12 protein-coding genes and 2 tRNA genes are annotated in these 12656 nt (G+C 75.2%); 9 read left to right on the top strand and 5 right to left on the bottom strand.

Annotation, left to right across the window (positions count from 1 at the left end; translation table 11 throughout):
* Window positions 1–46: 46 nt before the first annotated feature.
* The 8 genes from ACLQ2V_RS14415 (at window position 47) to ACLQ2V_RS14380 (ending at window position 6303) form a co-directional block, all read left to right on the top strand.
* On the top strand, window positions 47–1459 hold the full coding sequence (locus ACLQ2V_RS14415) for a hypothetical protein (RefSeq protein WP_425718966.1): 1413 nt from the start codon (window positions 47–49) through the stop codon (window positions 1457–1459).
* A 20-nt stretch (window positions 1460–1479) separates the two neighbouring features.
* Window positions 1480–1551: transfer RNA gene (locus tag ACLQ2V_RS14410), tRNA-Arg, on the top strand.
* Between the two features lie 10 nt (window positions 1552–1561).
* Window positions 1562–1633, top strand: a tRNA-Ser gene (locus ACLQ2V_RS14405).
* Window positions 1634–1714: 81 nt separating this feature from the next.
* Entirely contained in the window at window positions 1715–2452 is a 738-nt protein-coding gene (locus ACLQ2V_RS14400) for a class I SAM-dependent DNA methyltransferase (protein ID WP_425718965.1), read from the top strand.
* A 119-nt stretch (window positions 2453–2571) separates the two neighbouring features.
* On the top strand, window positions 2572–3279 hold the full coding sequence (locus ACLQ2V_RS14395; RefSeq protein WP_425718964.1) for a spermidine synthase: 708 nt from the start codon (window positions 2572–2574) through the stop codon (window positions 3277–3279).
* A 122-nt stretch (window positions 3280–3401) separates the two neighbouring features.
* Window positions 3402–3581: a hypothetical protein gene (locus ACLQ2V_RS14390; RefSeq protein ID WP_425718963.1), complete on the top strand. Its 180-nt coding sequence runs from the start codon at window positions 3402–3404 to the stop codon at window positions 3579–3581.
* A 145-nt stretch (window positions 3582–3726) separates the two neighbouring features.
* Entirely contained in the window at window positions 3727–5409 is a 1683-nt protein-coding gene (locus ACLQ2V_RS14385) for a long-chain-fatty-acid--CoA ligase (protein WP_425718962.1), read from the top strand.
* A gap of 150 nt (window positions 5410–5559) precedes the next feature.
* Window positions 5560–6303 (top strand): hypothetical protein, encoded by a 744-nt coding sequence (locus ACLQ2V_RS14380; protein ID WP_425718961.1) that lies wholly within the window; start codon window positions 5560–5562, stop codon window positions 6301–6303.
* Window position 6304: 1 nt separating this feature from the next.
* Here ACLQ2V_RS14380 and ACLQ2V_RS14375 read toward each other — a convergent pair whose 3' ends face one another.
* A complete protein-coding gene (locus tag ACLQ2V_RS14375; RefSeq protein ID WP_425718960.1) occupies window positions 6305–7453 on the bottom strand; it encodes a fatty acid desaturase family protein in 1149 nt (382 codons plus the stop codon).
* A gap of 14 nt (window positions 7454–7467) precedes the next feature.
* Entirely contained in the window at window positions 7468–8559 is a 1092-nt protein-coding gene (locus tag ACLQ2V_RS14370; RefSeq protein ID WP_425718959.1) for a ferredoxin reductase, read from the bottom strand.
* An 86-nt stretch (window positions 8560–8645) separates the two neighbouring features.
* On the opposite strand from ACLQ2V_RS14370, the gene ACLQ2V_RS14365 reads away from it, so the two are divergent.
* The gene (locus tag ACLQ2V_RS14365; RefSeq protein ID WP_425718958.1) at window positions 8646–9872 is read left to right on the top strand and encodes a PucR family transcriptional regulator; all 1227 of its coding nucleotides are present in this window, start codon (window positions 8646–8648) and stop codon (window positions 9870–9872) included.
* 15 nt (window positions 9873–9887) lie between these two features.
* Here the strand turns inward: ACLQ2V_RS14365 and ACLQ2V_RS14360 are convergent, their stop codons facing one another.
* The 3 genes from ACLQ2V_RS14360 to ACLQ2V_RS14350 all read right to left on the bottom strand — a co-directional run bounded on the left by ACLQ2V_RS14360 (window position 9888) and on the right by ACLQ2V_RS14350 (window position 12442).
* Window positions 9888–10817, bottom strand: a complete 930-nt coding sequence (locus ACLQ2V_RS14360) for an alpha/beta fold hydrolase (RefSeq protein ID WP_425718957.1) — start codon at window positions 10815–10817, stop codon at window positions 9888–9890.
* A gap of 51 nt (window positions 10818–10868) precedes the next feature.
* Window positions 10869–12128: an MFS transporter gene (locus tag ACLQ2V_RS14355; protein ID WP_425718956.1), complete on the bottom strand. Its 1260-nt coding sequence runs from the start codon at window positions 12126–12128 to the stop codon at window positions 10869–10871.
* Between the two features lie 140 nt (window positions 12129–12268).
* The gene (locus ACLQ2V_RS14350; protein ID WP_425718955.1) at window positions 12269–12442 is read right to left on the bottom strand and encodes a hypothetical protein; all 174 of its coding nucleotides are present in this window, start codon (window positions 12440–12442) and stop codon (window positions 12269–12271) included.
* Window positions 12443–12656: the final 214 nt, after the last annotated feature.

The raw sequence follows: 12656 nt of genomic DNA, 5'->3' as shown, positions 1-12656 counted from the left end.
TGAATGGTGTTGCCGGAGTCTCCCCGGCGCTGCCAGGATCGCCGTCATGTCTGCCGCCGGTCTCTCCGCCCAGGAAGCTCTGCTCGCGATGCACGGGTCGCTGGCCCAGCGGCCACGACCGGAGGACGTCGCGCACCTGGTGCTCCGCGCCGTCGGCGACCAGCTCGGGATCCGGGAGCGGATGCTGTTGGGTCGCGCCGCCCGCGCCGCCTCCCGCTGGAACGGGTGGAGCGCGATGTCGTCGGAGTTCGCCCGTCCGGTCGGCGGCGAGCGCCAGGTCGCGGCGGCGCGGCGCCTGTTCGACCTGCCGGCCGACGGTGTCGACGCCGACGATCCCGCCTCGCTGCTGGAGTTCACCCTCCGGCTCGGCGAGTCCCTCGGGGCCGTCGATCCGCACCGGCTGGACTTCCTTCGGGACCGTCTGAGCCGGCAGGCCCGTTCGGCCGCCGGAATCGAGCTGTCGAAGCGCCAGTACAACCGGCGGTTCCGGGTCGCGCAGCGGGTGGCGGCGAAGGCGGCCCGGCTGGGCACCGAACAGACCAAGCGGGACCTGACCCTGGTCGCCCGGGGCGGTTTCGCCGCCGGCATCGAACGGGGCGCGTTCCTGGCCGACCCCTGGGCGGGGAGCTTCGTCGCCTACTACACGGCCAAGCGCAAGCTGCGCCGGGAATTCACCCTCTCCGGACGGGACAATCCGTACGACGAGGTCGCCGACCTGCTGTTCCGCCGCTGCGCCGGCAACCCGGCCACGGACTGGTGGATGATCGCGCAGGCCTACCCGGCCCCGGAGGTCCTGGCACGGCTCTCCGAGGCCCGGCGCGGGGAGCTGTTGGGCCGCTGGTGGACGACCATGCGGCAGGTCGCCGGCCTGCTCCAGCGGGTCTGGTCGGCCAGCGAGTTCGACCGGGCCACGATGGTCGTTCGGCGCGGCAACGACTCCTCGACGTGGAACCTGCTCTGCGGCGCGTACAACACCGCCCGGGCCGCGTGGCTCGCCACCCTGGCGGCATCGGGCAGCATCGGCCTGCTGGAGGCGTCCTGCCCGGGCAAGGCGATGATGTTGATCGCCGCGGACCTGGCCGCGTGGCACCGGTCGGCCGGCGGCGGGCTCCATCCCGACCTGGGCGTCTGGGCGCGGCTGCCGCTGCCGTGGGAGGTGCTCGACGGCACGGCCACCTGCGTCCGGCGGGACGTGGAGGCCGCCTGCGCCGACGCGGGCGTCGACCCCGTCGGCTCCGGCTGGGTGGCACCGCGACCGGCCGGGGCCCTCGGAGCGTTCCGGCCCACCCCCGAACTGGTGCACGGGGTGTCGATCGCCGACCCCGTCTGGGCCACGGTGCTGCGCTCGGCGGGGGCGTTCTCCGGCAAGGCCGTGACCGGCGGGCTCGACCGGGCCGGCATTCCCGACGGCGTCGTGGTGAGCGACCTGCCGAAACCGAGTGGACACGCGGAAGGCTGATCGGGCAGCATTCCGGGCGGCCCGTCGTAGCTCAGTGGTAGAGCGCCCGGCTTCTTACCGGGTGGACGCTGGTTCGAGCCCAGCCGCCGGGACGCGCGGAGATCCGCCGTAGCTCAGTGGTAGAGCAGCCGGCTAGAGACCGGCAGGACGCCGGTTCGAGCCCGGTCGACGGATCTCCGCACCCCGGGCCAATGCCGCGACCGACGACCCGAAATTCGGCGGCGGCGCCACGAGTGCCCGGAGTACGGTCCGGCGATGGACGACGACGGATACTTCGGGGAGCCGGTCGCGGCGCGCTACGACGACCCGTCGGACGAGCGGTTCCACCCGGCCGTGGTGGCGGCCACGGTGGATCTGCTGGCCGAGCTCGCCGGCGCCGGTCGGGCGCTGGAGCTGGGCGTCGGGACGGGACGCATCGCCCTGCCGCTGGCCGGGCGCGGGGTGCCGGTGCACGGCGTGGACATGTCCCGGGCGATGGTGGCTCGGCTGCGCGCCAAGCCCGGCGGCGAGGCCGTCGGCGTGACGGTCGGCGACTTCGCCACGACCCGGGTCGACGGCACGTTCACCCTGGCGTACCTGGTCTACAACACGATCATGAACCTGACCACCCAGGCGGGGCAGGTGGCCTGCTTCCGCACCGTCGCGGCGCAGCTCGAACCGGGTGGCTGCTTCGTCGTCGAGGTCGAGGTGCCGTCGCTGCGCCGGATCCCGCCCGGCGAGGACGTCGTGCTCTGGCAGGCCGGCCCGACCACCTGGGCGTACGACGTCTACGACGCCGCGACCCAGGCGTGCAGCTCGAACTACGTCAACCTCGTCGACGGGCGCGGCGAGTTCCGGTCGATCCCCTTCCGCTACGTCTGGCCCGCCGAGCTCGACCTGATGGCCCAGCTCGCCGGCCTGCGGCTGCGGGAGCGCTGGGCGGGCTGGGACCGGGCGCCGTTCACGCACGAGAGCACCGGGCACGTCTCGGTCTGGGAGAAGCCCGCGGCCTGACCGGCGCACCCGACGCCGCGCGGCGGGCGTACCGGATCGGTGGTGTCGCGGTGGTCGGCCCGCCGCGGGCGGTAGCATCCGCTCGGACCGGACCGGCCGAAGTGAGGACCCCCGTGGGCGTGCGATTCGAGGAACTGGCCTGGCGGGAGACCCCGATCGGGGAGATCAGCCTGCGGCGGCGGCACGACCCCGCGCTGGACCGCGAGGTGTACGAGGTCAAGCTGGGCGACGAGTTCCTGATGTCCAGCCTCTTCCCGGTGGCGGAGATCGAGCTGGCCCGGCTGGGGCTGGCCCCGCTGGCCGGCGACGCCCTCGACGTGGTGGTCGGCGGCCTCGGCCTGGGCTACACGGCCCGCACCGCGCTGGAGGACCCGCGGGTCCGGTCGATGGTGGTGGTGGAGGCGATCGAGGACGTCATCGACTGGCACCGGCGGGGCCTGCTGCCGTTCGCGGCGGGGCTGGCCGACGACGCGCGCACCCGCTTCGTGCGGGCGGACTTCTTCGCGGCGGTGGCCGACGGCACGGGCTTCGACCCGGACCAGCCCGGCCGGCGCTTCCACGCGATCCTGCTGGACGTGGACCACTCCCCCCGGCACGTGCTGCACCCCGCGCACGCCCCCTTCTACACCGAGGACGGGCTGCGCCGGCTCGCCGACCTGCTGCACCCGGACGGGGTCTTCGCGCTCTGGTCCAACGACCCGCCCGACGGGGACTTCCAGCGGGTGCTGACCGGGGTGTTCCCGACCTCCCTGGCCCACGTCGTCCGCTTCCCCAACCCGTTGCAGGGCCGGGAGTCCGCCAACACGGTCTACGTGGCCCGCCGGTAGCCGGGGCCGGCCTCCGCCGCTGACCGGCACCGACCGGGGCGCGGCAGGAATGGCGGCGGCCGGACCGGGAAAGGCGTCGGGGTCGCCGCGCGGCGGGCGTCGGGCGGGCCACGGGAGGTCAGATGCGCGCCATGCTCTGGGTCGTCGGTGTCGTCGCCGGCGTGCTCATCCTGCTCGGGCTGCTCCTCGAAGCGGTGCGCTGGTTGGTGATCATCGGGGTGGTCGCGGCGGTCGTGTTCGTCGTCCTCGCGTACCTGCGGGGCCGCCGGGCGCTGCGCAGCGAGCGCTCCGGGCGGCGCTGACCGGCCGGCGGGCACCCTACCTACGAGACCGTAGGTTACCGGACCGTAGGGTAGGGCGGTGGGCGGCCGACGGGGTTCCCGTGGGCCGTCCCGCGCCCGCCGGCGCCCAGCGGGACACCGACCGACCGCCTTCGAGGAGAACCGAGTGGAGCCGACCGCCGAACGCCCCTGGCTGCGCAGCTACGCCCCCGGGGTGCCGGCAGGCGTCACCGAGCCCGACGGCTCGCTGGTCGACCTGCTCCGGGACGCGGCCCAGCGCTTCGGCCCCCGGGTGGCGCTGGACTTCTACGGGGCCACCACCACGTACGCGGAACTGGTGGAGCAGGTGGGCCGCGCGGCGGAGGCGCTGCGCCGCCTCGGCGTCGACCGGGGCGACCGGGTGGCGCTGGTGCTGCCGAACTGCCCGCAGCACGTGGTGGCCTTCTACGCGGCGCTGCGGCTGGGCGCGGTGGTGGTCGAGCACAACCCGCTCTACACCGCCTCGGAGCTCGACCAGCAGCTCACCGACCACGGCGCGCGGGTGGCCGTGGTCTGGGACAAGGTCGCCCCGCTGGTACGCGGCCGGGGCGCGGTGCAGACCGTGGTGGCGGTGGACCTCACCGCCGCCCTGCCCCGGCTGAAGCGCTGGGTGCTGCGGCTGCCCACGGCCGGGGTCCGCGCGACCCGCGCGGCCATGACCGGCCCCGCCCCGGGCGCGTTGCGCTGGGCGGACCTGCTGGCCGCCGCCGGGCCGCTGCCGGCCGAGCACCCCGCGCCCGGCCCGGACGACACCGCGCTGTTGCAGTACACCGGGGGCACCACCGGCACCCCGAAGGGCGCGATCCTCACCCACCGTAACCTGCGGGCCAACGCCGCGCAGGGCCGCGCCTGGGTGCCGGGGCTGCGCGACGGCCAGGAGACGGTGTACGCGGTGCTGCCGCTGTTCCACGCGTACGGGCTCACGCTCTGCCTGACCTTCTCGGTGGGCATCGGCGCGACGCTGGTGCTCTTCCCCCGCTTCGACCTCGACCAGGTGCTCGCCGCAGCCCGCCGCCGCCCGCCGACGTTCCTGCCCGCCGTCCCGCCGATCTACGAGCGGCTGGCCACCGTGGCCCGGGAGCGCGGCGTGGACCTCAGCTCCGTGCGGTACGCCATCTCCGGCGCGATGGCGCTGCCGCCGGCGACCGTGGCGCTCTGGGAGTCGGTGACCGGCGGCCTGCTGGTCGAGGGGTACGGCATGACGGAGTCCTCGCCGATCACCCTGGGCAACCCGGTCTCCCCCGCCCGGCGGCCCGGCACGGTGGGGGTGCCGTTCCCCTCCACCGACGTGCGCATCGTCGACCCCGACGACCCGACCACCGAGCGGGCCCCGGGCGAGGCCGGCGAGCTGCTGGTACGCGGCCCGCAGGTCTTCTCCGGCTACTGGCGGCGCCCGGAGGAGACCGCGAAGGCGCTGCTGCCCGACGGTTGGCTGCGCACCGGCGACATCGTGGTGATGGACGACGACGGCTTCGTCACGGTCATCGACCGGATCAAGGAGCTGATCATCACCGGCGGCTTCAACGTCTACCCCTCCGAGGTGGAGGACGCGCTGCGCCGGCTGCCGGGCGTCCGGGACGCCGCCGCCGTGGGCCTGCCCGCCGGGCACGGCGGGGAGGAGGTCGTCGCCGCCGTGGTCGGCGAGCCCGACGCCGAGCTGGACGAGGCGACGTTGCGGGCCGGCTGCCGGGAGCACCTGGCCGGCTACAAGGTGCCCCGGCGGGTGGTCTTCGTCGACGAGCTGCCCCGCTCGCAGATCGGCAAGGTGCTGCGCCGGGAGGTCCGCGAGCGGCTGCTGGCCGGCGACTGAGGGGGCGGCGCCGCACCCGCACCGCGCACCCGCACCGCACCCGCCTCGGGCCGGTCCGGGCCCGTCGGGGATTCCCCTTAGGACGGTGCCGCTACGATTGCGGGTTTCCTCCGATGGATCACCGGCGGCGGCGGTGGCAGCGTGAAGGGCATGGCAACTCGCTCCGGACGCGGCTGGCGTCAGCTCGCCGTGTGGCTGCACGTGACGACCTCGGTGGGCTGGATGGCGCAGGCCCTGGCCATCTTCGTGCTGCTCACCACCAGCCTCACCACCCCCAGCCGGGACGCTGCGGTCAGCGCCACGGCCATGGCCCAGGTGCTCGACGGCCGGCTGCTCGCGCCGCTGGCCAACGCCTCGGCGTTCACCGGCTTCATGCTGGCCGCCGCGACCCCGTGGGGGTTCTTCCGGCACCGTTGGGTGCTGGTGAAGTTCACGATCACCCTGGTCCAGCTCTACCTGGGCATCTTCGTCCTCGGCGACGCCCTGGCCGGGGCGGCCACGGCCGCCGTCGCCGGGCGGGACGGCCCGGCGCTGCCGCTGGCGGTCGGCTCCGCGCTGATGGCCGGTGCCGTCGCGTTCCAGGCCTGGGTGTCGGTGGCCAAGCCGTGGGCGACCACCCGGTGGATGCCGAAGGACCGCCGCCGGGTCTCCCACGACACCGCGCCGCGCTGGGTCTTCGTCGCCACCGTCGCCGCGGTGGCGGCGGACCTGGGCGTCGCCGCGCTGCTGGGCCACCCGGCCCCGCTGGTCTCGCTGACGGTCCTGGGCACCTGGTTGGTGCTGCGCCGCCGGCGCGGCACTCCGGCCGGTCCCCCGCCAACCGGCGCCACCCCGACCGGCGGGGGGCCGGTCGGGGTGGCGGTGTCGGCGGCGGCCGGCGGCCGGCCGGGGTGACCTACGCGTCGACCAGGGCCGGGGTCGGGGTGGGGCGGTCGTCGGCCGGGCGCGGGGCCGGGGTGGAGCGGTTGGGCAGGGAGAGCCGGATGACCTTCCACCAGGCGGACGCGACCTGCTTGGGCAGCGGGCCGACGGTGTACGTCAGGCCGTACTTCGCGAACAGCGCCCGCACCTCGGGGGCGATCTCCTGGTAGCGGTTGCTCGGCAGGTCGGGGAAGAGGTGGTGCTCGATCTGGTACGACAGGTTGCCGGTCATGATGTGCATCAGCTTGCTGCCGCTGATGTTGGCCGAGCCGAGCATCTGCCGCACGTACCACTCGCCCCGGGTCTCCCCCACGATGGAGCGCCGCTCGAAGGTCTCCACGCCCTCCGGGAAGTGCCCGCACATGATCACCGAGTGGCTCCACAGGTTGCGGATCAGGTTCGCGGTGAAGGTGGCGGCCAGGGTGTGCAGGAACGACGGGCCCGACAGCAGCGGGTGGATGATGTAGTCCTTGAGGAACTGGCGGCGGATCTTACGGCCGACCGCGCGGGCGCGGGCCCGGAACTCGGGGGCCTTGTGCCGGCCCTTGCGCAGGTTGCGGCCCAGCTCCAGGTCGTACGCGGCGATGCCGTACTCGAAGAAGCAGGCGTTGATGAAGTTCCACAGCGGCTGGCCCAGGTGGAACGGGTGCCACCGCTGGTCCTCGTCGACGCGCATGATGCCGTACCCGAGGTCGTTGTCCTTGCCGAGCACGTTGGTGTACGTGTGGTGCAGCTCGTTGTGCGAGTGCTTCCACTGCTCGGCCGGGGAGACGTGGTCCCACTCCCAGGTGGTCGAGTGGATCTTCGGGTCGCGCATCCAGTCCCACTGACCGTGCAGGACGTTGTGGCCGATCTCCATGTTCTCCAGGATCTTGGCCACCGCGAGGCCGGCGGTGCCGACCACCCAGGCGGGCGGGAAGAGCGAGAAGAGCAGCACGGCCCGGCTGCCCATCTCCAGCCGGCGCTGGTTCGCGATCAGCTTGCGGATGTACGCGGCGTCGGCCTCCCCCCGGCTGGCGATCACCCGGTCGCGGATGGCGTCGAGCTCCTTGCCGAGGGTCTCGATGTCCTCCGCGGTGAGGTGGGCGATCGGGTTGTGGGCCTTCTTCTGGATAACGGTCACGTCCAGCTCTCCTGTCAGAGGTCGATGTCGCAGGTACCGGCCGCCGCCGACACGCAGGTCTGGATCAGCACGCCGTCACCGGGGGCGGCGGTGGTCAGGTCCCCGTTGCGCAGGTCGCGGACCGCGCCCTCGCGCAGCGGCACCACGCAGCCGTAGCAGATCCCCATCCGGCACCCGGACGGCATCAGCACCCCGGCGTCCTCGCCCGCGTCGAGCAGGGCGGTGGCGCCGTCGGCGACGACGGTGACGCCGGCGCGGGTGAACGTGACGGTGCCCCCGGCGCCCGGGGAGACGATCGTCGGCCGGAACCGCTCGGTGTGCAGTCGGTCGGTCACCGCGCGGTCGGCCCAGTGCGCCTCGACCGCGTCGAGCAGGCCGATCGGGCCGCACGCCCAGGTCTGCCGGTCGAGGTGGTCGGGGACCAGGTCGGCCAGGTCGGCCACGCCGAGCACCCCGTCGGTGTCGGTGTGCCGCTCGACCAGGCGGATCGCGCCCCGCTCGGCGAGGTCGCGCAGCTCCGCGCCGAAGATCACGTCGGCCGGGGTCGGCGCGGAGTGCACCAGCACGACGTCGGCGCCCTGGTGCGCGCCGGCCCGCAGCATCCCCATGACCGGGGTGATGCCGCTGCCGGCGGTGACGAAGAGGATCCGCTCGACGGCCGTCGCGGGCTGGACGAACTCGCCCTGGGCCTGGTCGAGGTGGACCAGGGTGCCGGGCTTCGCCCGGCGGACCAGGTAGTTGCTGACCTTGCCGTCGGGGATCGCCTTCACGGTCACGGAGATCAGCCCGTCGGGGCGGCCGGGGACCGAGGTCAGCGAGTACGCCCGCCACTGGCGGACCCCGTCGACGTCCACGCCGAGGCGGACGTACTGCCCGGGGGTGTGCCCGCGCCAGCCGCGCCCGGGGCGGATGGTCAGCGTCGCCGCGTCGCGCGTCTCGGGGCGCACGTCGACGATCCGGCCGCGCAGCGCCGCCCCGGAGCGCAGCGGCGCGACCAGGTCGAGGTAGTCCTCCGGCAGCAGCGGGGTGGTGACCGTCTCGGCCAGCCGGAACAGTTTGTCCCGGACGGTGAGCCGGCCGGGTGGGCGCGGGACGGTGGTGGTCATACGTTTAGCCTGGCGGCCCGGTCTTATAACATCTAGGCCACAAGAGGTGAATATGCCACCGGGTCTTGTTCTGGGGGAACAAAGAGATGTCGGAAGGGTCCGGGGCGAGCCACCGCGCCGCCCACCTGGAACTGGCCGAGCAGATGGCCGCCGGGCTGCGCGCCACGCTGCCGTTGGTCGCCGAGCGCACGATCACCGCGATCACCGCCGAGGTGCCCGCCTACTCCGGCACGCTCACCGGGCAGATGCGGGAGAAGATCGAGACCGCGGTACGCATCGCGCTGGGCACGTTCCTCAAGCTCATCGTCGGCCCCCCGGCGGCGGACCCGAACATCCCGCTGACCGCCGCGCTGGAGGCGGCGTACGCCCTGGGCAGCGGCGAGGCCCGCTCCGGGCGCAGCATGGACGCGCTGCTGGCCGCGTACCGGGTGGGGGCGCGGGTGGCCTGGCGGGAGCTCTCCGCCACCACCGTGCGCGGCGGGTTGGCCGCCGAGACCGTCGCGGACTTCGCCGAGCTGATGTTCGCCTACATCGACGAGCTCTCCGCCGCCAGCGTGGCCGGGCACGCCGACGAGCTGGCCAGCGCCGGGCGGGCCCGACGACGGTACCTGGAGCGGCTCACCCAGCAGTTGTTGGCCGGCGAGCCCGAGGAGGTGCTGCGCCGCAGCGCCGAGCGGGCGGACTGGCCCCCACCGCAGACGCTGACCGTCGTGCTGCTGCCCCGCAGCAGCCTGCGCGCCGCGCTGGCGGCGCTGAGCCCACACACCCTGGAGAGCGCGGAGGACGTGCCCGCAGTGGGGCCGGCGGAGGAGCTGGCCGTGCTGCTGGTGCCGGACGCGCACGGCGGCCGGCGGCGGCAGCTCGCCCGGGTACTGCACGGGCACCGGGCGGTGCTGGGGCCGGCCCGGCCCTGGCACCTGGTCGCCGAGTCGCACGCGCGGGCCAGCCGGGCGCTGCTGCTCGGCCTGCCCGGCGGCGCCGACGCGCCGTTGGACACCGAGGAGCACCTCGCCGAGCTGCTACTCAGCACCGACCCGCAGGCGCTGGCCGACCTGCGCGCGCAGGTGCTGCGCCCGCTGGCGTCGCTGCCGCCGGCCACCGCCCACCGGCTCGCCGAGACCCTGCGCGCCTGGCTGCTGCACCAGGGCCGCCGCGACGACGTGGCCACCGCCCTCTTCGTGCACCCGCAGACCGTGCGCTACCGGATGGCGAAGGTCCGCGAGCTCTACGGCGACCGCCTGCTGGACCCGGCGACGGTGCTGGACCTGACGCTGGCCCTGGCGATCCTCCCCACCCCACCGGCCCCGGAGTGACCGGGGCGGGGGCGGTCAGGGGGCGCGCAGGATGAAGGCGACCGCCTCGCGGGCGGAGGTGCCGCGCGGCGGAGGGCCGACCAGGTGGTCGAGGACCCGGGCCCAGGAGGGGACCACCAGCAGGTGACCGGCGTCCGGCACGATCTCCAGCCGCGCGTCGGGGAGCGCGTCGCGCCACCACCGGCCGTGCTCCGGGCCGGTGCGGGCGTCGTCGGCCCCGTAGAGCAGCAGGGTGTCGGCGCCGACCTGGGCGGGGGTGAAGCCCCACGGGCGCAGGGTGAACCCGGCCAGGTCGTCGACCATCCCCCGCGCGCCCTGCGCGAACGCCCCGGCCAGCATGTCGCCGAGCCGGCGGGCGGCGCCGGGGGCGGCCAGCGTCGCCTGGTCGGCCGGGCCCACGTCGAGCAGCGGCCCGTACGCCCGAGGGTCCTGCGGGTCCGCCGGCACCATGGGGGCCAGCGCGGCGTCGAGCCGGGCGCGGACCTCGTCGAGCGGCTGACCGCGCAGCGCCGCGACCATGTCCCGCTGCGGCGGGTCGACCCAGGGGACCTCCTCGTCGGGGGCGGGGGTGGCCAGCAGCGCGACCCGGCTCACCAGGTCCGGCCGGCGGGCGGCCAGCGCCAGGGCGACCCGGCCCCCGCCCGACCAGCCCACCACGGGCACCGGGCCGAGGCCGCGCGCCTCGAGCACGGCGGCGAGGTCGTCGGCGGCGGTCGGCACGTCCGCCCAGCCGGTGGTCGGGTCGGAGCCGCCGTAGCCGGGCCGGTCGACCGCCAGCAGGCTGACCCGGGCGGCGCGGGTGGCCGCCGGGTCGGGGTCGAAGGCGCCCGACCCCGGGGTGGCGTGGCAGAACACCACCACCCGATTGCCGGCCTGCGCCCCGAGCCGGTGCACCGCCGCCCGGCGGCCGTCGCTGAGCGTGACGATCTCCCCGGTGCTGGACATGCGGCCGAGTCTGACAGCGCCCGCGTCTGGCGGCGGGGCAACGCCGGGTGGTCACCCGATCGGGTGACCCGAGGGCCGCAGCGGGCGGCGGACGGCGGTGCGCAGGGCCGCCCCGGTCACGGCCAGGCAGCCGCCGCCGGCCAGTGCGAACGCCGTTGACGTGCCGTGCCGCTGGGCCAGCCAGGTGAGCGCCGCCGCGCCGACGCCACCGAGCGAGAAGTGGATCGTCCAGAACGCGGCGGTGACCCGGCCGAGCAGGTGCTCCGGCGTCACCTCCTGCCGCAGCGACATGGAGCAGACGCCACCGACGCTCAGGCCGCCGCAGTAGACCAGCAGCAGCGCACCGGCGGACACGGGGTGGTGGGTCAGCGCCAGGGCCGCGACGGCGACCCCGGTGACGGCCACCGCGCCGATCCAGCACGCGCCGAACCCGAACCGCCGGCGCAGCAGCGCGACGAGCAGCGAACCGGTCATCGTGCCGGCCGCCCCGGCGGTGAGCACCAGGCCGACCACGCCGTCGGCCTGGCCGAGCTCGTGCTTGAGGTGGTAGACGAGCACGTCGTCCACGCCGTAGCTGAGCAGGAGGAAGACCGTCAGCAGCGCGGTGAGCGGGCGCAGCACCGGGTGGCGCAGCAGGAACCGCGCGCCGGCCAGGAACTCCCCCCACGGCCCCGCCCGGTCGCCGGCCCCGGCGGGCGCGGCGGCCCGCGTCGGCAGCCGCACCAGCAGCAGCGCGGCAGAGAGCCCGAAGCTCACGGCGTCGACGGTCACCGCGCCCGCCGGGCCGACCGCGCCCGACAGCACGCCGGCCAGGGCCGGCCCCGCCACCGCGGCCAGTGCGGTGCCGGCGTACAGGCGGCCGTTCGCCCGGGTCAGCTCCGCGTCGGCGACCAGGCCGCGTACGGCGGTGACGGCGGCGACCTGGAACAGCATCCCGACCGCCGAGGCCAGCGGCAGCAGCACGAACAGCGGCCAGATCGGCGGGGTCGGCACCAGCCACCACAGCAGGGGGATCGCCGCGAAGAGCAGCATCCGCGTCAGATCGGCGGCGATCAGCAGCGCCCGCCGGTCGAACCGGTCGACCACGACCCCCGCGAAGAGGCCGGTGAGCACCGCCGCCGTGGCGCCGACTCCGGTGAGCAGCCCGGCGGTGGCGATCGAGCCGGTCGCGTCGAGCACCAGCAGCGGCACGGCGAGCTGCGAGAACGAGTCACCGAGCGCCGAGAGCAGCTGCGCCGACCAGAACGCCTGGAAGCCACGGTTACGCCCCGGCGAAGCGGGGGTGGTCGGCGTCGGCGTGGTGGCCGTCATCGATGCAGGATACCGAGCCGTGACCGGGCCAGCGGGGCAGCGCCCCGGCGCCCCGGCGCGCGACGACGCCCGGGGCGGGATGAGTGGATCAGCGCCCGATGTCCGCTATCGTCGGCGGCAGCAGGCGGGCGCAACCGCCCCTACTGGGACGAAGCGTCGACGAGTTCGGCCGGGTCGAGTCGCAGGGTGGCCAGCAGCCCGACGTGTTTGTCGGCCTCCAGCCACTCCGGCAGCGAGTTCTCGACCCAGTCGGCGCGGGCCTGCTGATCCCGCCCGCGGAGGACCTCGACGACCCGGTCTCGTGCGATCTTCATACGCTGACTCCCTCGTGAGGCCGTGGAGACGGCCGTGGTCCCCTCCGGCTCGGGAGGGGTGGCGGTACGCCCGGCCGGCGGACCGGCGGACCGGTGGCCCCCGTGCCTCGGGCCGGTCGAGGGGCTCGACGAGCGCTCGCGCACGCACCCCTCCGTCAGGAGGGTGGTGGCGGCGGGGCCGGCGAGCCATCGCGGCTCGGGCGACGTGACAACC

It is taken from the genome of Micromonospora sp. DT233 (assembly GCF_049841815.1).
GTDB lineage: Bacteria > Actinomycetota > Actinomycetes > Mycobacteriales > Micromonosporaceae > Micromonospora.
The sequence above is the reverse complement of the archived record's forward strand: the minus strand, read 5'-3'. Positions and strand labels throughout refer to the sequence as shown.

Excerpts from the sequence above, each read along its gene's own strand:
- ACLQ2V_RS14415 (WP_425718966.1), top strand. The coding sequence starts at position 47 with ATGTCTGCCGCCGGTCTCTCCGCCCAGGAAGCTCTGCTCGCGATGCAC.
- ACLQ2V_RS14400 (WP_425718965.1), top strand. The coding sequence starts at position 1,715 with ATGGACGACGACGGATACTTCGGGGAGCCGGTCGCGGCGCGCTACGAC.
- ACLQ2V_RS14390 (WP_425718963.1), top strand. The coding sequence starts at position 3,402 with ATGCGCGCCATGCTCTGGGTCGTCGGTGTCGTCGCCGGCGTGCTCATC.
- ACLQ2V_RS14380 (WP_425718961.1), top strand. The coding sequence starts at position 5,560 with ATGGCAACTCGCTCCGGACGCGGCTGGCGTCAGCTCGCCGTGTGGCTG.
- ACLQ2V_RS14370 (WP_425718959.1), bottom strand. The coding sequence starts at position 8,559 with ATGACCACCACCGTCCCGCGCCCACCCGGCCGGCTCACCGTCCGGGAC.
- ACLQ2V_RS14365 (WP_425718958.1), top strand. The coding sequence starts at position 8,646 with ATGTCGGAAGGGTCCGGGGCGAGCCACCGCGCCGCCCACCTGGAACTG.
- ACLQ2V_RS14360 (WP_425718957.1), bottom strand. The coding sequence starts at position 10,817 with ATGTCCAGCACCGGGGAGATCGTCACGCTCAGCGACGGCCGCCGGGCG.
- ACLQ2V_RS14355 (WP_425718956.1), bottom strand. The coding sequence starts at position 12,128 with ATGACGGCCACCACGCCGACGCCGACCACCCCCGCTTCGCCGGGGCGT.
- ACLQ2V_RS14350 (WP_425718955.1), bottom strand. The coding sequence starts at position 12,442 with ATGAAGATCGCACGAGACCGGGTCGTCGAGGTCCTCCGCGGGCGGGAT.